This is a genomic window from Facklamia sp. P13069 (assembly GCF_050409405.1).
Classification (GTDB): domain Bacteria; phylum Bacillota; class Bacilli; order Lactobacillales; family Aerococcaceae; genus Facklamia.
Genome location: NZ_JBNUPN010000014.1, coordinates 1 through 18,334 on the forward strand (window position 1 = coordinate 1; position 18,334 = coordinate 18,334).

18 protein-coding genes are annotated in these 18,334 nt (G+C 37.4%); 5 read left to right on the forward strand and 13 right to left on the reverse strand.

Annotation, left to right across the window (positions count from 1 at the left end; all coding sequences use genetic code 11):
- A partial coding sequence (locus tag ACQV2T_RS05410; RefSeq protein WP_428893333.1) for a helix-turn-helix domain-containing protein occupies positions 1 to 489 on the reverse strand: 489 nt, incomplete at its 3' end.
- Between the two features lie 184 nt (positions 490 to 673).
- On the opposite strand from ACQV2T_RS05410, the gene ACQV2T_RS05415 reads away from it, so the two are divergent.
- The 3 genes from ACQV2T_RS05415 to ACQV2T_RS05425 all read left to right on the forward strand — a co-directional run bounded on the left by ACQV2T_RS05415 (position 674) and on the right by ACQV2T_RS05425 (position 3,194).
- On the forward strand, positions 674 to 1,204 hold the full coding sequence (locus ACQV2T_RS05415; protein WP_428874017.1) for a 3H domain-containing protein: 531 nt from the start codon (positions 674 to 676) through the stop codon (positions 1,202 to 1,204).
- 68 nt (positions 1,205 to 1,272) lie between these two features.
- Entirely contained in the window at positions 1,273 to 1,836 is a 564-nt protein-coding gene (locus ACQV2T_RS05420; protein WP_428875142.1) for a hypothetical protein, read from the forward strand.
- Positions 1,837 to 1,931: 95 nt separating this feature from the next.
- A complete protein-coding gene (locus tag ACQV2T_RS05425; RefSeq protein WP_428893334.1) occupies positions 1,932 to 3,194 on the forward strand; it encodes an NAD(P)/FAD-dependent oxidoreductase in 1,263 nt (420 codons plus the stop codon).
- A 72-nt stretch (positions 3,195 to 3,266) separates the two neighbouring features.
- Here the strand turns inward: ACQV2T_RS05425 and ACQV2T_RS05430 are convergent, their stop codons facing one another.
- A complete protein-coding gene (locus tag ACQV2T_RS05430; RefSeq protein ID WP_428893335.1) occupies positions 3,267 to 5,213 on the reverse strand; it encodes a LysM peptidoglycan-binding domain-containing protein in 1,947 nt (648 codons plus the stop codon).
- A gap of 288 nt (positions 5,214 to 5,501) precedes the next feature.
- Between ACQV2T_RS05430 and ACQV2T_RS05435 the strand changes: the two genes are divergently transcribed.
- The gene (locus ACQV2T_RS05435) at positions 5,502 to 6,017 is read left to right on the forward strand and encodes a hypothetical protein (RefSeq protein ID WP_428874012.1); all 516 of its coding nucleotides are present in this window, start codon (positions 5,502 to 5,504) and stop codon (positions 6,015 to 6,017) included.
- A gap of 69 nt (positions 6,018 to 6,086) precedes the next feature.
- Here the strand turns inward: ACQV2T_RS05435 and ACQV2T_RS05440 are convergent, their stop codons facing one another.
- From ACQV2T_RS05440 to ACQV2T_RS05470, 7 genes are all read right to left on the reverse strand, one after another.
- Positions 6,087 to 6,872 carry a tyrosine-protein phosphatase gene (locus tag ACQV2T_RS05440; protein ID WP_428893336.1) on the reverse strand — a complete coding sequence of 262 codons (786 nt, stop codon included), beginning with the start codon at positions 6,870 to 6,872 and terminating at the stop codon, positions 6,087 to 6,089.
- Positions 6,873 to 6,877: 5 nt separating this feature from the next.
- On the reverse strand, positions 6,878 to 7,636 hold the full coding sequence (locus ACQV2T_RS05445) for a CpsD/CapB family tyrosine-protein kinase (protein WP_428893337.1): 759 nt from the start codon (positions 7,634 to 7,636) through the stop codon (positions 6,878 to 6,880).
- Position 7,637: 1 nt separating this feature from the next.
- A complete protein-coding gene (locus tag ACQV2T_RS05450) occupies positions 7,638 to 8,384 on the reverse strand; it encodes a YveK family protein (RefSeq protein ID WP_428891898.1) in 747 nt (248 codons plus the stop codon).
- A 1-nt stretch (position 8,385) separates the two neighbouring features.
- On the reverse strand, positions 8,386 to 10,266 hold the full coding sequence (locus ACQV2T_RS05455; protein ID WP_428891897.1) for a polysaccharide biosynthesis protein: 1,881 nt from the start codon (positions 10,264 to 10,266) through the stop codon (positions 8,386 to 8,388).
- Between the two features lie 237 nt (positions 10,267 to 10,503).
- Positions 10,504 to 12,120 carry a chaperonin GroEL gene (groL, locus tag ACQV2T_RS05460; protein WP_428893338.1) on the reverse strand — a complete coding sequence of 539 codons (1,617 nt, stop codon included), beginning with the start codon at positions 12,118 to 12,120 and terminating at the stop codon, positions 10,504 to 10,506.
- 51 nt (positions 12,121 to 12,171) lie between these two features.
- Entirely contained in the window at positions 12,172 to 12,438 is a 267-nt protein-coding gene (locus ACQV2T_RS05465) for a co-chaperone GroES (RefSeq protein ID WP_428874005.1), read from the reverse strand.
- A 175-nt stretch (positions 12,439 to 12,613) separates the two neighbouring features.
- Positions 12,614 to 13,264 (reverse strand): redox-sensing transcriptional repressor Rex, encoded by a 651-nt coding sequence (locus tag ACQV2T_RS05470; protein WP_428874003.1) that lies wholly within the window; start codon positions 13,262 to 13,264, stop codon positions 12,614 to 12,616.
- 214 nt (positions 13,265 to 13,478) lie between these two features.
- Between ACQV2T_RS05470 and ACQV2T_RS05475 the strand changes: the two genes are divergently transcribed.
- Positions 13,479 to 15,449, forward strand: coding sequence for an ABC-F family ATP-binding cassette domain-containing protein (locus ACQV2T_RS05475; RefSeq protein ID WP_428874002.1), 1,971 nt, complete (start codon positions 13,479 to 13,481; stop codon positions 15,447 to 15,449).
- A 40-nt stretch (positions 15,450 to 15,489) separates the two neighbouring features.
- Here the strand turns inward: ACQV2T_RS05475 and tsaD are convergent, their stop codons facing one another.
- Genes tsaD through tsaB form a run of 4 tightly spaced genes read right to left on the reverse strand, consistent with a single transcriptional unit; the run spans position 15,490 to position 18,325 of the window.
- The gene (gene tsaD, locus ACQV2T_RS05480; RefSeq protein ID WP_428874001.1) at positions 15,490 to 16,512 is read right to left on the reverse strand and encodes a tRNA (adenosine(37)-N6)-threonylcarbamoyltransferase complex transferase subunit TsaD; all 1,023 of its coding nucleotides are present in this window, start codon (positions 16,510 to 16,512) and stop codon (positions 15,490 to 15,492) included.
- 12 nt (positions 16,513 to 16,524) lie between these two features.
- The gene (gene rimI, locus ACQV2T_RS05485; RefSeq protein WP_428876472.1) at positions 16,525 to 16,968 is read right to left on the reverse strand and encodes a ribosomal protein S18-alanine N-acetyltransferase; all 444 of its coding nucleotides are present in this window, start codon (positions 16,966 to 16,968) and stop codon (positions 16,525 to 16,527) included.
- A gap of 12 nt (positions 16,969 to 16,980) precedes the next feature.
- A complete protein-coding gene (locus ACQV2T_RS05490; protein ID WP_428876473.1) occupies positions 16,981 to 17,565 on the reverse strand; it encodes a GNAT family N-acetyltransferase in 585 nt (194 codons plus the stop codon).
- Positions 17,549 to 18,325, reverse strand: coding sequence for a tRNA (adenosine(37)-N6)-threonylcarbamoyltransferase complex dimerization subunit type 1 TsaB (tsaB, locus tag ACQV2T_RS05495; RefSeq protein ID WP_428876474.1), 777 nt, complete (start codon positions 18,323 to 18,325; stop codon positions 17,549 to 17,551). The genes ACQV2T_RS05490 and tsaB overlap by 17 nt, the downstream gene beginning before the upstream one ends.
- Between the last annotated feature and the right edge of the window lie 9 nt (positions 18,326 to 18,334).

Below are 18,334 nucleotides of genomic sequence, written 5' to 3' on the forward strand. Positions count from 1 at the left end.
ACGAATGCCTTTCGAATCAAACTTAAGACAATGCATGGGCACATATTTGATATCGATTTGTACCTTTTCGCCTGGATAAGTTACTTGGGTCGGTTTCCATCTAGACTTGGGATATTTTTTCTTAGCATCCGCTACGCTCTTATTCCAACCCTGCTCACGAATCTGTTTGCACATACTATCATAACTACGTGAATAACCTTCACGCTGACATTGAACATAAACTTCCGCGAGCCCTTCATGACCATAGCGTTGATATTTTGCTTTAATTATTTGTAGTTCGTTATCGGTATGCTGATTAGGGTGTGAGTGAGGACGTCGTGATTGATTTCTTATACTCTCCCAACTTCCGTCATATCGATCACGCCAACGTTTTACATTTTGTCGAGACGTATGATAACGCCGAGCTGCTGCTGCATTATTATCATGTTCGATGGCATACTCTACAATTCTTTTTCTTAATCGCATTTCTTCTGTTATAATATTTTTCATGGGAGCTTCCTTTCGCTAAGTTGTTTGTATATCTTTAGTGTAACAGAAGCTCCCTATTTTTATTTGTTTTATGTCACATATGTATTATCGTCTAACATTTTCTCACACTGCTTCAAATTTATTTTGCTTTCGATCAACAGTCATTTGCCTTCGTGGTATAATCATTTCAAAGGAAGTGAAATTTATGAAAGCTCAAGAAAGACGCCAAGCCATTTTAGCATTCTTAAAAGAACAAAGCGAAGCGATAACGGCCAATGAGTTAGCTAGTCGTTATCAAGTCAGTCGTCAGGTAATTGTTGGAGATATTGCTTTATTACGGGCCCATCATAAAGTAGAAATTTTAGCCACTAATCAGGGATATTTAATTCCTTCTTCCCCGATTAACAATACTGCTACTAAGGGGTATACGGGGGTGATTGTTTGTCGTCATGATGATAGTCAAATGCGGCTAGAGTTAGAAACAATATTAGCCTATCAGGGTAAAGTGCTTGATGTGCAAATAGAGCATCCGGTTTATGGTTTATTGTCTGCTGCCCTTCATATTCATTCGCAAGCTGATCTTGAAGCCTTTCTAGAACGTATGGCAACTTATGAAGGTGAAATGTTAGCATCCTTAACGGATGGTATTCATTCACATACCATACAGGTGCCTAGTCTAAAAGAATTTAAGCTAATCGAAAATGCTTTGTCACAAGAAAAAATCCTCTATGTATAGACAGGTGTCTTGACACCATTATAGATTGTTGTTAAACTGCTTTTATAGTAAATTTTTTGGAGGTTCTTATGTCTCAAACTACTCGCTTATCTAAAACACGCCAATTGACGTTCGCTAGCTTACTCACAGCAATTGGTATTATCATACCAATGGTTATGCCACTTAAAATTGTGATTCCTCCTGCTTCTTATACTTTGGCTAGTCATGTGGCAATTTTTATGGCCATGTTTATTTCGCCTTTTACAGCTGTTTTAGTAAGTTTAGGTACTAGTCTGGGATTTCAATTAGCTGGCTTTCCTATGATTATTGTTGCAAGAGCTGCTTCGCACGTTGTATTTGCTTTTGTTGGCGCTAAAATGCTTCAACAAAAACCGCAATGGTTAGCAACAAGTCGCAATAAATGGACGTTTTCTTTCATCATCAACTTAATTCATGCGGTTGCTGAAGTATTCGTCGTCTATGTGATCACCCAAGCTGGTTTTAGCCAAGCCAGTGAAAACTTCTTATATGTTTTAATTGTTCTAGTGGGTGGAGGAACTCTTATCCACGGCATGGTTGATTATTTCTTAAGTGATTATTTCGCTAAACAATTAGCAACACGAGCTAAAATTCCTGTCTATCCAATGGTATAGTAAATTCTATATACTAAAAGGCAAGTGGAAACACTTTGCCTTTTATTTTTTTCCTATGATACAATCAAAACAAATGCCTAGCGAGGAGGAAAATGATGAATCGCCCTGATGTTATTGTTATTGGTGGAGGCACTAGCGGAATGATGGCAGCAATCCACGCTGGCATGAATGGCGCGCGTGTGCTGTTACTTGAAAAAAATTATAAATTAGGACGCAAATTAATTCTTACCGGAGGTGGCCGCTGTAATGTCACCAATCGTTCACCTCGTGAAGTATTCATTGACCATATTCCAGGTAATGGTAAGTTTCTTTATTCTGTATTAGAACAATTTGATTCACAAGATATAATCGATTTTTTTCAAACACGAGGTGTTCGCTTAAAAGAAGAAGATCATGGGCGGATGTTTCCCATTTCGGACTCTGCGCGCACCATTCGCGACTGTTTAATTAATGAGATGAAACATTATGCCATTGAAGTAATTGCTGGTGAACCTGTTGAAGAAGTTCTGTATAATCAAGAAACAGCTTCTGTTAGAGGTGTTCAAACCAGCAAAGCGACATATACTGCCAAAGCTGTCATCTTAGCCTCAGGCGGCAAGGCCTATCCTCGCACCGGTTCGACAGGAGATGGCTATCGATGGGCCAAAGACGCTGGTCACAGTTTGACGGATTTTTATGCCACTGAAGTCCCCTTATTATCCAACGATTCCTTTGTTCAAGACAAGTCATTACAAGGTATTTCATTGAGGGACGTTAATGTCAAAGTACTAGATAAAAAAGGGAAAACAATTGTTTCCCATCAAATGGATATGATTTTTACCCACTTTGGTTATTCAGGACCAGCTATTTTAAGATGCTCCGGCCATGTCAATTTATACCTTAAAGAAAGCCAAGAAAAAATTGCGAATCTAACCATTGATCTTATCCCATATATTTCATATGAAGAGCTCAAGAAACTGGCAGAAGAACAAAGAGAAAAGCAAGTTGATAACATTCTGCGCCAATGGTTACCTGACAAACTAAATGGCTTGATTCAAAAACAAGTAGGAATCCAAGAAAAGTCAGCTTATAAGCAAGTCAACCATTCTATTCAAGAAGCGCTGTGGAAACGAGTCAAAGCTTTTCCACTCACTGTTTATGGCAGTCAACCACTTGAAAAAGGTTTTGTAACGGGTGGAGGGGTTAACTTAAAAGAAATCACCCCTCAAACCATGGCGTCTAAATTAATGAAAGGCCTCTATTTCTGTGGTGAAATCATTGACATTAATGGTTATACAGGTGGCTATAACATTACAGCTGCTTTTGCAACAGGTGCTGTTTCTGGACAACACGCAGCTTGGTTCAGTCTTTCTTCGTAAAGAGTTTATATTTTTCATTGCAATAAAAAACATCGCAGCCAAGGCTTGCGATGTTTTTGTCTTTATCTTTTTTTATTCAGCACTTGTTTCTTCAGTACTCTCAGCGTCGCTATCCTTATCTTTATCTTCTAATTCAAAAGCTTTCGGATTCGATACAATTAACACGCCATTTACAACCATTGATTCAGCTGGTAAATCGTTCCATTGTCTCAATTGGTCAATACTTACTTCATACTTGTCTGCTAAAACTTCGAGTGTCTCGCCAGGAGCTACTTGATGGTAGTCTACCCATGGATTAGTGACAGCAATTTCTTCACCAATATAGACCACGTTGTCAAGTAAACCGTTCCATCCACGAAGCGCTTCAACCGAAACTTCGAATTGATTCGCTATACTTTCTAAGGAATCTTCTTCAGTCACCTTATAAATACTCGGTGCCTTTTCAGGATGGGAAAGGGTTAATTCTGTTCCTTGCTCAATTTCTTTACCTTCTTCTAATTCGCTCCATTCAATAATTTGAGCTTCTGTTACTGGGTAAACCTCTAATAAGTCTTGAATTCTTTCGTCTTCCATTAAAGTATGCTTAATTGGATAAATTTCTTCTAATGGGCGAGCTTGTTTAAAGACTGTAATCGCTTGGCTTGGATCCTTCAAGTAAAGAATATCTCCTACTTCAATCGCATCATTTAAGAGGCCGTTCCATTGGCGTAAATCATTTTCATTAATGTCATTAGCCTTTGCAATATCAGCCAATTTTTCCCCTTCAGTCACTTCATGAGTCGGCAAGTCAATACTTTCAGGATCTAGCGCCTTGGTTCTCGGATCAGTGAGTTTATCTTCATCTTTTTGTAAAGTTTTAGGTTTGCGAATATTCACTTCGCGCGGCTCCTTTTTAAGAGTCTTTGGTTTTTCATTATTAATACCTAGCCCATCGCTTTGTGGTTGAGAATCACTGGATGTATCTGGCGTGGTGGTTAATTGATTACCTGTTGAGTTATTAGAAGTTGTGTTAGTTTGACTTGGTACATAATTGGAGCCTGAGCTTGGTAAATAAATCACTTCACCAGGGTAGATCATGGTATCTGTTCGACCATTAAAAGCCATCAGTTGACGGCCAGTCATACCATAGGCTTGAGCAATAGTATCAAAGTTGTCCCCCGCCACAACCGTGTAAGCATTGGATGAGTAAGACGGTTGACTTGGACGGTTGGGATTTGTAAGATCAGTTGATCCGTTAGATGTTACTGCTAGTTTATCTCCCGGATAGATTAAATCTGAAACTAAGCCGTTCCATGCCACTAACTGATTAACAGTCACACCATATCTTAAAGCAATGGTATAAAGGCTATCACCTTTATTAACAACATACGAACCTTGATTGTTGGATCCTTGATTAGCCCCCCCAGGTGTTACAGAAGTAGTTCCTCCATCAGCTACTGCTAATAAGTCCCCTACATCAATAAAGTCGGAGGACAGCCCGTTCATAGCCTTTAACTGACTAACCGTTAAGCCGTAGGCATTAGCAATTTTATAAAGACTGTCGCCTTTTTGAACCACATAAGTGGCTGGATCTTCTTTCACTACCGGTGGCTGACTTGGTTGATCTGTTGTATTTGAACCATTTAAAGCTAAACGATCACCTACATCTATATAGTTACCTGTGAGACCATTAAAAGATCGTAATTGATCGACGGATAAACCGAATTTATTTGCAATGGAATAGAGGGTATCCCCTTTTTTTACGACATAATAACCTGCCTCCTCTTGATTACTACTTTTGTCTCCTCCATCCATACTCACAATCAATTGAGCACCTATATCGATAGTTGTACTTGATAAGCCATTTAAAGCCATTAAGTCTTGTTCAGACAAACCATATTTACGAGCTATGCTATAAATCGTATCGCCTTTTTCGACCACATGGGTGGTATTGGCTGATGCTTGAGTCAAGCCCATTAAAGTGATAACAGACAAGCAAATAGCCGATTTATTGATCAGCTGTTGAATTGTTTTCTTCATCTATGAGAACCCCCTTTTTTAATAGTTTTGTTTAGTAACTATAGTATAACATGACCCAATAAGCAGGCAAAGTTATTCTAGCGGAAATCATTTTAGATTCATACTTTTGTCATTAATTATTAACACGACAGTAAGATTATCTATTCAATTTATTATTTTTTTATATGAATCCTTATGCTATATAAAATTTTATATAAGTGGCTATTTTGGTTCGCCTTTCTATTGAAATAAGAATTACTATATGGTATTTTCAACTTGTTTGATAAATATTTTTTGGTGGTGATATTCTTGTCGTTAAATTTTAAGATAAGTATTAAAGTTGCTCCGTGTCATCGTCATTATTTTGCATTTCTTCATCAAGCGCTAAGCAAAGCTCATTACCTCCCATCTCATTATTCAATTATCCCCATACTCTTATGCGACTTAAGTTCAGCCCATATCAATGTTAATACTCTAATCATTGATAGCAACGGAGATTTTTGGTACTCCAACCAATCCTTAGAACAAATTTCACACAATATACTCCAAGACCAACACCTCTTCATACCTTTTAATAGTTGTTTAGATAGCCTTCTTTGGCTCAATTTACGCTATTGCTCCTATTTTAATACACTCGAAGATCATACTAATCGACAAACGGTTATCAAATACGGCTTCTTCTACTATCAATTAAATACTGACCGTAACTTATCTTTTATCTATCCCTTATCCATTCGATACCAAGCTTTATCTTTTAATAGCAATCGCCCTCATAACCCTCCTTCTATCTACTCTTTTAATCGCTTTGTAGATTTCAGCCTATAAATAGGCATAAACTTTTTAGTTAGAAAATAAAAAAACTTGATTGTCGCTACTAAACGACAATCAAGTTTTTTAAAAGAGTCCAAAGAATCTTTTTTTCTTTTTTCTTATTGATTTTGAGTGTTTAGCTTCTAACTTATGAATGGGATCTCCGTTAAAGATATCCCGAGCATTTTGTAAGAAGTAGTCGACCTTTGCCTGACCAAAATCTTGTTCTAGTTGATTAAATGCAGCCTTCATATTAAATGGTCGAAAATCCACATGGTGGACGTCAGAAGCAATAACATGTGCTAAATTAAGTTCAATCATTTCTCTTGCTGTTTTTTGAAGTTTTTCACCATATAAGCCCACATAAGAAGAAGAAGTGATTTGTGATAAACATCCCATCTGAATTAAGTCATATAAATCCTCATAATTTTCAGCTAATTGATGATTTCTTTCTGGATGCGCAATTAAAGGTGTTATTCCCATATCAATTAACTGCAATAACATTTTAGGCGCAAATTCTGGGACTTTAGCAGTTGGAAATTCAATCAAATAATATTTGTCCGATCCATCTAGAGATAATAAATCACCATTATAATAATCTTCCATAAATTGCTTGGTTAAGCGTATTTCTTGACCGGGATACACTTTAACTTGTAGGCCAGCTCTTTCGTAATCAGCAGATAATTTGTCCGTAAATTTTATAACATCCTCTTTATGATTAATAAATTGACCATTACGATGGTGGGGGGTTAAAACAATATGTTGGACCCCTTCTTCTTGACCCATTTTAGCTAGGTAAATAGAATCTTCTAGCGTTTGCGCCCCATCGTCTACTCCGGGTATGAGATGTGAATGTAAATCAACAATCATTTTTATTACTCATCCTTGCTATCTTTTTCGGAATCATGACCGTAACCATAACCATAATATGAATAATAGCCTGATCCTTCTTCACGCGGAACACCATTCATAACATATCCTAAAATATTCGCATTGACATTATCTAAGATTTCTTTCGCTTGGCGTACTTCCTCACGACGAACATAGCCATAACGTAATACCATCAAAATACCATCCACACGTGTTGCTAAAATTTGTGGATCAGCCACAGCAGTAATAGGTGGCGTATCATAGATTATCAAATCAAAATATTGATTCAACTCATGCATAATGGATGTCATACGAGCTGAACCGAGTAATTCTGAAGGGTTCGGCGGAATAGGTCCACACGGCAATAAGTAAAGACCTGTTTCGGGATTATGTTGAACTACCTGATTAAATTTGACCTCAGGATTGGCAATTAAGGTTGACAGTCCTTCTTTATTATCGATTCTAAAAGTTCGATGAAGGGTTGGCTTACGCATATCCGCATCAACAATCAAAACCTTTTTCTCTGTTTGAGCCATAACAACCGCTAAGTTTGCTGAAACGGTCGACTTGCCTTCAGCCGGAATACAAGAAGAAATTAGTAAACTCTTAAGCTTCCGATCGACTTGAGCAAATTCAATATTCGTACGGATGGCACGGAATTGCTCCGCATTAATAGATTGAGGAGATGTATAAGTAATTAAAGAGGTTCCAAATTCTTGATCTTTTAATAATTTACTTTCTTTTTTCTTTCGAGTATTAAACATGCTAAACCTTCTTTCTAGTCCGTTTTTGTGATTTACTACTTGCTATACGAGAACTTTTCACTTCTTTACTTGAAAGTTGATAAATATGTCCTAAATCATTCATTCCTAGACTTGCCATAAATTCATCATCTTTGACGGTTGTGTCAGAAATTTCGGATAATAAAATAATTAAGATGGCAATCGCCAGACCCATTAGGGCCCCAATAATTGAATAAATTGGCAAACTAGGAGAAACTCGGTTTGGGTTAAAGGAAGCTGGAGAAAGAATAAAAATGTTGGTATCTTCTCCCCCATAAATATCGCTGACTGTTTCTTCAAAAACTGTAATCACATTATAAAGAACATTTTGAGCAGCTTGAGGGGACTCAAGCTGAACGGAAACATAAAAAGCTTGTGAGTTTGGTGATTGTTCCACCGTAATAGCATCTTTTAAATCTCCTACCGAATAAGCCTTATTGGCATCATCGCTCACTCGATTAAGAACACTGTCACCCGTGATAATATCGCGGTAAGTATTAATCAACTGTGAGTTAGCTTGTAATTCACTGTATTGGATAGGCGATTGTCCCATTCGCTCTTCTGATTGATTCACTAAAAGCTGAGCCGTTGAGCGGTAATTAGGTGTTACAAATAAAATCATAAAAGCAATCGCCAAAATGATCCCTAAGAGAGTTAAACTAAATATTTTAAAAGCATGCTTAGTAAATAATTTCCATAAATCTTTTAAGCTAATTTCTTCTTGTTGCATGTTAACCTCCGTATTGTGTGCTATCATTAGCAAATTTTATTATCTTTTCTTTCATAATTTTAGGCTGATGAACCGCCTCTTTCAAACTTTCGACAAATTCCAAAGTCTCTTGTAGTGGAATTGGTACAACTTTTCCAACAAATATTTGATCATTTAATTGATTTTCAACAAGTTCTGATCCGGTCAATAATTCTTCATAAAGCTTCTCACCTGGTCGAATACCTGACTCTCGAATACCGATTTCTTCAACTGTATGCCCGGAAAGGAGAATCATTTTCTTGGCTAAATCAAGAATTTTAACAGGTTCCCCCATGTCAAGGATAAAAACTTCACCATCTTGGGCAAAAGTTCCAGCAAAAACAACTAATTGGCTGGCTTCTGGAATAGTCATAAAATAGCGAATCATTCTAAAATCTGTAACTAACACAGGACCTCCAGCGGCTATTTGCTTTTTAAAAGCAGGAACAACACTGCCTCGACTGCCCAGTACATTTCCAAAACGAACTGCACAATAAAGGGATGCTGACTGCTTGTTCATGCCAGTGATAATTAACTCAGCTACTCGTTTAGTCGCTCCCATAATATTAGGGGGATTGACCGCTTTATCCGTAGATATCATTACCATTTTAGACACTCTAGCTTGATCGACAGCTCGTGCGACATTGTATGTGCCCAAAATATTATTTTTATAAGCTTCGACCGGGTTAGCTTCCATTAAAGGTACGTGTTTGTGAGCAGCCGCGTGATAGATAATATCAGGTTGATATTCTTTAAATATTTCTAATAGACGGTCATAGTCTTGGATATCCGCAATAACCGGAATATATTGAATCATACGTTCGTTATAAGTTTTAATCATCTCATGATAGATAAGATAGATAGAGTTCTCCCCATGCCCTAATAAAATAACTTTTGCTGGATTATGTTTAGAAATTTGACGGGTTATTTCAGATCCGATAGACCCTCCTGCTCCCGTTATTAGAATGGTTTTCCCTTCTAATTCCTTTCTCATAGCAGTTTCGTCTAGTTCGATTTCCTGACGGCCCAAAAGGTCTGAAATCTTAATTTCACGCATGGATTCTTTTGGTTGATGGATTCCTAATAAAACGTCTTCAACTTTTGGCATATTATAGACGCGCACACCTAATTCGTTACAATAACGAAGTATTTCTTCATATTTTTCTGGTTTCAGGGAAGGAATAGCAATGACAGCTTTTACGATATTGTACTGCTTAGTTAATTCCGTAAGTTGTTCTAAGCCCCCTACTACCTCGACGCCTCCTATATTCATACCAATTTTAGAGTGGTCTTCATCTAGGATAGCAACCACTTTTTCGTTTCTTGGATGACGTTGGTAAGCATTCATAAAAAGTGATCCACCGTCTCCTGCTCCAATTAATACAATATTTTCTCTGTTTTTGTTATCGATATTAGTGACTCTGTTTTTAGTGTGATAAATATATTGCCATAATATTCGTAAAGCACTGATTGCAACCCCTGCTAGACCTGCTACTATAATTAAATAGCGAAAAGAGAGCCATTTAAGCACTATAGATAAAACCAACCCAGAAATTAAATTGGCAAAAATAACAATTAAAAATAAAAGCGAAAAGTCGACCATAGTCGCATAGCGCTTTATACGTGAATCGACTTTAAAATGCTTAGAGACTGCATAATATAAACCAAAGGACAATAATAAATGTCCCACATAAAACTGCATTGGGACTTTGAATATACCTAAAAAAATGACTAAAGCAACAATTGTTGCTAGACAAAAAGCTAAAAGGTCACTGACTGCCCATATCAATCGTTTGTGGGCAAAAGGTAGGTTTTCTACCCATTGAACGAAACGAAGTGATAACGTCTCTTGGTTTCTTAACATGCTTTCATTCCTCACTATAATCTATTAGCTATATAGAACATTATCTTTCTCTAGTACGTCCTAATTTTGATAGCCATATTATCTCTATCATTTTACCTATATTATTAGGCACTTTCAATGTGTTTAAGGACAAATTTCATTAAAACTATCTAATTATAGTCAGGAAAATAAAAAGAGCAAACGATTTAAGGTTAAAACCACCTTAAATCGTTTGCCTAATCAATTTATTTAATTGACTTACATCATACCCATACCTGGTTGGGCAGGCATTTCAGGTTCGTCTTTAGGAATTTCAGCTACGACAGCTTCAGTTGTTAATAATAAAGCGGCTACCGATGCAGCATTTTGTAAGGCTGAACGAGTTACCTTAGTTGGATCAACAATACCAGATTGAATCATATCTTCAAACTGATCCGTTGTTGCATTATAGCCTGTTCCTTCTTTTGAAGAAATAATTTTATTGACGATCACTGAGCCTTCACGACCTGCATTTTCAGCAATTTGACGAACAGGTTCTTCTAAAGCACGAACCACAATCTTCACCCCAGTTGCTTCATCATCAGTTTCTGTTTCTGTGGCAGCTACTTGATCTTTAATGATTAAGTAAGCTGCTCCTCCACCCGCTACGATTCCTTCTTCAACAGCAGCGCGAGTGGCATTTAATGCGTCTTCAATACGTAATTTAACTTCTTTTTGTTCGGTTTCAGTTGCTGCTCCGACTTTAATGACTGCTACACCACCAGCTAATTTCGCTAAACGTTCTTGTAATTTTTCTTTGTCATAGCTTGAAGTAGTTTCTTCTGCTTGGTGACGAATTAAAGCTACACGTTCTTTAATAGCTTCGGATGAACCAGCACCTTCAACAATCGTTGTGTCATCTTTAGTCACAGTCACTTTTCCAGCTGAACCTAAGTGGTCGATGGTTGCATCTTTTAATTCAAAGCCTAATTCTTCAGAAATTACAGTAGCTCCAGTAAGAATCGCAACATCTTCTAACATCGCTTTACGACGGTCTCCAAATCCTGGTGCTTTAACTGCAGCTACATTTAAAGTTCCGCGTAATTTATTTAAAACTAAAGTTGGTAAAGCTTCCCCTTCAACATCTTCAGCAATAATCAATAACGGACGGCCAGATTGCATTACTGCTTCTAATACTGGAAGCGCATCTTGAATGTTAGAAATCTTGCGGTCTGTAATTAAGATATATGGATTTTCTAAATCTGAAATCATTTTTTCATTATCGGTTACCATATATTGTGATAAGTAACCACGATCGAATTGCATACCTTCTACAACTGATAATTCAGTCTCAATGGTTTGAGAATCTTCAATAGTGATTACACCATCGTTGCCGACTTTTTCCATAGCATCAGCAATCAATTCGCCAACCTTTTGGTCTCCTGATGATACAGCTGCTACTTGTGCAATCGCTTCTTTAGAAGATACAGGTTGTGATAATTCTTCTAAAGCTGCTACAGCTGTCCTAGTTGCTTTATCAATTCCACGACGAATACCAACTGGGTTAGCACCTGCTGTAACGTTCTTCATTCCTTCACGTGCAATTGCTTGAGTTAAAACAGTGGCAGTCGTTGTTCCGTCTCCAGCTATATCATTGGTTTTTGAAGCTACTTCTTGCACTAATTGAGCACCCATATTTTCATAACGGTCTTCCAATTCTATTTCACGCGCAATGGTTACGCCGTCGTTTGTAATAAGTGGAGAACCGTAAGTCTTATCTAAGACAACGTTACGTCCCTTAGGGCCCATTGTTGTTTTAACCGTATCTGCTAATAAGTCTACCCCGCGCAATAAAGCTGCACGTGCGTCTTCTGAGAATTTCAATTCTTTTGCCATTTATACCGCTCCTTTATATCTTTTTCTATTGAGTTCTTTATTAAATATCTTTTATTCAATAATTGCTAAAGCTTCTTTTAATTCGATAATAATAAATTTTTCACCTTGGTCTTCAATCTCGGTCGCTGAATAAGATTTATAGATAACTTGATCGCCAACTTTAATTCCGTCTTCTGATTCTATTTCAGGACCAACCGATACTACTTCACCAATTTGTTGTTTTTCTTGAGCAGAGCTAGGTAACACAAAGCCGCTTGCTGTTGTTTCTTCGACTTCCTTTGGTTTTAGAACAATACGTTTTGCTAAAGGTTTCAACATGAAAATCCCTCCAAATTTTATTATTTAGCACTCTGTTGATATAAGTGCTAATCACAATTAATATATTAGACCATCTTTGATTAAAAAGCAAGAAATAGATATAAAAATCTCATTATTTTTTCCTAAAACCATAAAAAAACTTCTCACTATAAATAGTAAGAAGTCCAATCATTTTCTATTCTCTTGCTAACTGATCAGCAATTTCTTCTTGGTTAATGAAATAAATCAAGGTCTGCAGTTCATTGGTTAAATCAACATTTTGTACGCGAACACTTTCAGGTACTTCAAAACGTAATGGGGTAAAGTTCAAAACTCCCTTTATACCAGCAGCTATTAATCGTTCCATTATTTCGTCTGCATATTCTTGAGGAACAGTTAAGATAGCCACATCGATTGCTTGGATTTCTAATTGCTCTTCTAACTCATCAATCGAATAGATAGGAATGCCCGAATGGACAGTTCCAATCAAATCAGGATTGACATCAAAACCGGCACCAATTCTGACATTATTAGATTTTCTAAAGTTATAGTTTAATAAGGCATTCCCTAATGATCCAACTCCGATCAAGGCAGTGGTTGTTAGACGATCTTGATTGAGTGTCTTCCCAAAAAACTGAAGCAAATATTCCACATCATAACCATAGCCTCTTTTCCCAAGGGCTCCAAAATAAGAAAAATCACGCCGAATGGTCGCACTGTCAACTTTAACAGCATCACTGAGTTCGGTTGATGAAATGCGCGTCTTACCAGCATTGTATAAGTATCGCAAATAACGATGATAAATTGGCAAACGCTTGGCCGTCGCTCGTGGGATTTCTTTCACCATTCTACTTCCTCCGTTCATCCTAACTTTCACTTGTTTGTGTGTTTTCTCACAATTTGATAAGTCTAGTATATCATCAAACGAAGATAATGCCAATCAGTAGAGAGTCTTTTTTAAAAAAAATTCACAAACTTTTTAAAAAGCCAGTTGAATCGAAACTAGTGAGAGTTTAATAAGCGTGCTATAATGGGAGAGATTGAACAAAGGGGGATGGCCCGTGATTTTACTACAAGCAAACAATATCAGTCGTCGTTTTGCCGATGTGACTTTATACGAAGACGTTAACTTTTCGATTCAAGAACGTGACCGAATTGCATTGGTCGGACGTAATGGAACGGGTAAGTCGACTCTAATTAAACAAATCATTGGTGATGAACCCATCAATGATGGTCAATTTAGTCGTGCTAAAAAGCTAAACATCGGTTACTTAGAACAACATATAGCAGTAGATTCTCTTTTAACTGTTTGGGATGAAATGCTGTCTCTTTTTTCTAAAAAATTAGTTATGAGAGACCAAGCCCAAGAAATTGCTGACAAACTAGCGAATCTAGCTGATCAAGGTGATACTCAATCTATTTTATATCAAGAGACCTTGGCCCAATATGATCAAATTCAAATGGAATTACAAGCAAAAAATGTCTATCAAATCGAATCTACTATTCGAACTGTTCTTCATGGGTTTGGTTTTTATCCGGAGGATTATGATCAACCTATTCAAAGTCTATCTGGAGGCCAAAAGACTCGTATCGCCTTAGCCAGACTCTTATTACAAGACTATGACTTATTAATTCTGGATGAGCCTACCAACCATTTAGACATGCAGACTTTAAGCTGGTTAGAAAAGTTTTTAACCACCTATCAAGGCGCACTTTTAATCGTTTCTCACGATCGCTATTTTTTAGATAAAGTCGCAACTCAAATCTATGAAATTCGCGACCACCATCTACATCATTATCAAGGTAATTATTCTTTTTATGTCCAAGAAAAAGCAGCTCGCATGGAACACGCTCAAAAACAATATCTCAAACAGCAAGCTGAGATTAATCGTTTAGAAGAATTTGTCCAAAAAAACATTGCCCGTGCTTCCACTACTAAAAGAGCCCAAAGCCGACGCAAACAGTTAGAAAAGATGGACCGCATTGAAGCACCTAAACAAGATGCTAAGGCTCCTCGTATTCAATTTTCAATTGCCAAAGAATCGGGTGAAAAAGTTATTCAGGCAGAAAATTTGAGTATTGGTTATTCTCCTACAGATGTTCTTTGTCAAAACATCAACCTTGACCTGACCAAGCAAAATGCCATCGCTATTGTTGGTCCTAATGGAATTGGGAAAACGACTCTTCTAAAAACTCTTTTAGGTTATCTTCCAGTTATCGATGGTACAATTAAGAAGGGAACCAATGTCCAAATTGGCTACTACGACCAAAACGTCAACCATCTGTCTGGCGACGTTACCGTACTCGAGACCCTTTGGCGTGCTCATGATACAACAGATGAGTGGAAAATCCGTTCCATTTTAGGCTCTTTTCTTTTTAGTGGAGAAACGGTGGAAAAGAAAGTCAGTCTGCTCAGTGGTGGTGAAAAAGCTCGTTTAGCCTTAGCTCTTTTAGCGGCTGATCACGATAATACCCTATTGTTGGATGAGCCAACCAACCACTTAGATATTGATTCGAAAGAAGTCTTAGAAGAAGCACTCATTAACTTTAACGGAACGCTGCTATTTGTTTCTCATGATCGTTACTTTATTAATCGGATTGCTACTCATGTTTTAGAAATAGCTGCTGACAAGAGCCAGCTTTATCTTGGCGATTATGATTACTATTTAGCTAAAAAAGAAGAATTTGAAGCCTTTGAAGCAGCTGAGGAAAATAAGAATGGGCAAAAAGAAGAACTTATCTCTGCTGGTCAGCTGTCTTATGAAGAAAATAAAAAAATAAAAAGTGAACTAAGAAGACTACAGAAATTAGCAGACGAAGCTTGGACTGATAACGAAGCTCTTGAAGAAATGATCGAAAAAGATAAAGAAATGATGCTTGAAGCAGCAAATGCTAACGATCATCAAGCATTAATTGCTATTGATCAGAAAATAAAAGAAAAGCAAGAAACTAGTAATCAGTTAGTTACACAATGGGAAGAATACAGTCTGGCTATTGAAGACTATCTTGAAAAATACCCCGATTTAAAATAAATTTAAAAACACACACTGAAAATTTCAGTGTGTGTGTTCTTTATAGAGTCATACCTGGTCTGGCATTGGCTGCTAAATCCGTATATTCTTCCTTTAATAACTTTGGATAGGCAGCTGCTCCAATCATGGCTGCATTATCTCCACATAATGCTAAAGGTGGAATTAAAAGTTCTACATTAGGGTAGTGAGCTTCGAACAGGCTTTGTATGCTTGCTCTCAATTCACTATTGGCGGCTACTCCGCCGGCTAAAACAAATTGCTTAATCTCTGGACGATTTTCCAAAGCCTTGCTAACTTTTCCCGTTAAAACATCCACACAGGCACGTTGAAAACTCGCTGCTAAATCAACTGGCTGGATGCTTTCTCCTCTTTGGTTAGCGTTGTGAACCAGGTTCATCACCGCACTCTTCATACCTGAAAATGAAAAATCTAAGTTATTCTCATTTAACATGGCACGAGGGATTGAATAAATTTCTGGGTTTCCTTCTTTAGCCATTTGATCAAGATACTTACCTGCTGGATAAGGTAAGTCTAGCAAGCGGCCTACCTTATCATAAGCCTCTCCTACCGCATCATCTTGCGTTTCACCAATGACTTGATAATTATTCGCCGACTTCATAACCACCAACTCAGTATGTCCACCACTGACAATTAAAGCCATTAATGGAAACTCTAAGTTTTTAATAAAGCGGCTGGCATAAATATGTCCAGCTAAATGGTTGACAGCAATTAAAGGCTTTTTATATAAATAGGACAATGTCTTAGCTGCAGTAACTCCAATTAATAGAGGGCCAACTAGCCCAGGACCTTGGGTCACTGCGATCGCATCTACCTGATCAATCGATTCTAGTTGGGCTTCTTCTAATGCTAACTTCAAAACTTGACTGATTTGTTCGACATGGTGACGACTAGCTACCTCAGGGACAACACCGCCAAATCGCATATGACTCTTTACCTGGGAGGCAACAATATTCGCTTTAATATGACAGCCATTTTCTATCAAGGCTACACTCGTCTCATCACAAGACGATTCAATGGCTAATATTAAATTTTCTTCTTGCATTGGCTATTCCTCCTACTCAAATGTTAACTGCATAACCCAGCCATCTTCAACCGGATCATGATAATAGTTAGGCCGTTCATCAATTATCTTAAATCCCACTGCTTGATATACGGCAATAGCCACCTGATTACTGACTCGAACTTCCAAGTTAACTTTTTCTACTTTATTTTCTTGAAATTGATCTAGAAGAGCTCTTAAAAAAGCTTTTCCCCTCCCTTTGCCTCTGTATAGAGGACCAACCCAAAAATAATGTATGTTTGCTTCTTCAAAAAGGACTTGTCCGCCACAACAAGCCACTAACTCTTGGGCGTCGGTCCAAATCCATAATCTAGCATAAGGACTCTGCCATTCTTGAATGGTGGCATCCGCTGACCAATTAAAACTTTGAGCAATGGCTAAGATTTGCTGAAGTAAAGCAGGTTCTTTATCTGCTTTTGCGATTTCTTTAAGCATCATTTCTTTATCTCCTTACAAATGACAGCGGAGAAAGAGAGCCGTTTCGCCATTATCTTCATAGTAGAAAGGTTTTTTGTTCTCAAGGACAAAGCCTTGTTGATAATAGATTTTTTGGGCATGCGTATTGCTTTCTCTTACTTCTAAAGTTACCGACTTTCTATCCAATTCACGACTGATTTGAAGCCAAATCTTTAATAAATAAGAACCCAAACCGTGTGATTGCCACTCAGGATCAATGACTAATTGGCTAATATGGGTATTATTAATTAAACACCTACCCGTAATCATTCCAATAATTTTTGACTTATCAGTTGCTAAGTCTTTTGCTTCAATAACTAAGTATAAAATCTGTGGATTTTTATGCCAATCCCTTTCAAAATCAGATAAATCCCAAGCAATATAACCTGCGTAACCTTTTTGCTCTAACTGCACTAAAGCTTGTAAGTCAGTCTTTTTGGCTAATCTTACTCTGCATTGGATGTTTTTTTGTTTTTTTTGCCTTATTAGCGCTAAAGAATCAATATAAGGGCTAATTTGAGTCATTGCTTTATGTCTTACTTTAGTTTCCTCTTTAAAAGGATTAAATACTCGTTTCATTAGTTTGCTCAACATAACTTTCATTCTTTTCTTGGATTTGATTAGTTTGTTTGGCTGCCCATTCTTGTTCTGCTAAAGTCAAATGTGCATAGAAAGGCTCAAAAATATCTACATCTTCAACATGCTTTCGTTCAATGTAAGGCACTTTACCAACCTTTGGCCAAGCATATTGACCTGTTACAAATCGATGCTGAATACTTTGCTGAGAAAGACTTTCTTTAACAAAATTAGTAAGATTATTTTCATGGGCACTCAGGAATATTAACTGCTTAAGGTCTGTCTCGTTAAATTGTGGCAAGAGTTTCTCTTGAATCCAATCTTGCCAGTCAACATGATCATCTTTAATTTTATTTTTCAATAAACCATCTTGCCAGTGATAGGCCGCTGTGTAGGCTGTCCCTCTTCGCGCATCCATAATAGGAATAATCCAAGATTTCCCACCATCATCGGCCACTTGACCTGCCATAATCGCTAGACTGGAAAAACTCTCTAAATGACTTTTTTTGGTGGAAGTCCAAACCTTCGCCATTGTTGCTCCAATCCTCAAGCCTGTATATGAACCAGGACCTCTCCCTAACCAAATTTGGTCAATAGTTTCCCTCTCCCACTTAACAGCAAGTAATAGCTGTTCCACCAAGGGTAGAAGGAAGGCCCCGTGTTGCTTGGAGACATTCGAATTGACTTCGATGATCAATTGATCCTCTTCAAAAAGAGCTAGAGATAAAACATCGGATGAGGTATCTAATGCTAAACTTCTCATCATGGTCTC

Coding starts and splice junctions, on each gene's coding strand:
- ACQV2T_RS05465 (WP_428874005.1), bottom strand. CDS start 12,438: ATGTTGAAACCTTTAGCAAAACGTATTGTTCTAAAACCAAAGGAAGTC.
- rimI (WP_428876472.1), bottom strand. CDS start 16,968: ATGATGCTTAAAGAAATCGCAAAAGCAGATAAAGAACCTGCTTTACTT.
- ACQV2T_RS05425 (WP_428893334.1), top strand. CDS start 1,932: ATGAATCGCCCTGATGTTATTGTTATTGGTGGAGGCACTAGCGGAATG.
- tsaD (WP_428874001.1), bottom strand. CDS start 16,512: ATGCAAGAAGAAAATTTAATATTAGCCATTGAATCGTCTTGTGATGAG.
- groL (WP_428893338.1), bottom strand. CDS start 12,120: ATGGCAAAAGAATTGAAATTCTCAGAAGACGCACGTGCAGCTTTATTG.
- ACQV2T_RS05430 (WP_428893335.1), bottom strand. CDS start 5,213: ATGAAGAAAACAATTCAACAGCTGATCAATAAATCGGCTATTTGCTTG.
- ACQV2T_RS05420 (WP_428875142.1), top strand. CDS start 1,273: ATGTCTCAAACTACTCGCTTATCTAAAACACGCCAATTGACGTTCGCT.
- tsaB (WP_428876474.1), bottom strand. CDS start 18,325: ATGAGAAGTTTAGCATTAGATACCTCATCCGATGTTTTATCTCTAGCT.
- ACQV2T_RS05455 (WP_428891897.1), bottom strand. CDS start 10,266: ATGTTAAGAAACCAAGAGACGTTATCACTTCGTTTCGTTCAATGGGTA.
- ACQV2T_RS05440 (WP_428893336.1), bottom strand. CDS start 6,872: ATGATTGTTGATTTACATTCACATCTCATACCCGGAGTAGACGATGGG.
- ACQV2T_RS05415 (WP_428874017.1), top strand. CDS start 674: ATGAAAGCTCAAGAAAGACGCCAAGCCATTTTAGCATTCTTAAAAGAA.
- ACQV2T_RS05470 (WP_428874003.1), bottom strand. CDS start 13,264: ATGGTGAAAGAAATCCCACGAGCGACGGCCAAGCGTTTGCCAATTTAT.
- ACQV2T_RS05445 (WP_428893337.1), bottom strand. CDS start 7,636: ATGTTTAATACTCGAAAGAAAAAAGAAAGTAAATTATTAAAAGATCAA.
- ACQV2T_RS05450 (WP_428891898.1), bottom strand. CDS start 8,384: ATGCAACAAGAAGAAATTAGCTTAAAAGATTTATGGAAATTATTTACT.
- ACQV2T_RS05490 (WP_428876473.1), bottom strand. CDS start 17,565: ATGAAACGAGTATTTAATCCTTTTAAAGAGGAAACTAAAGTAAGACAT.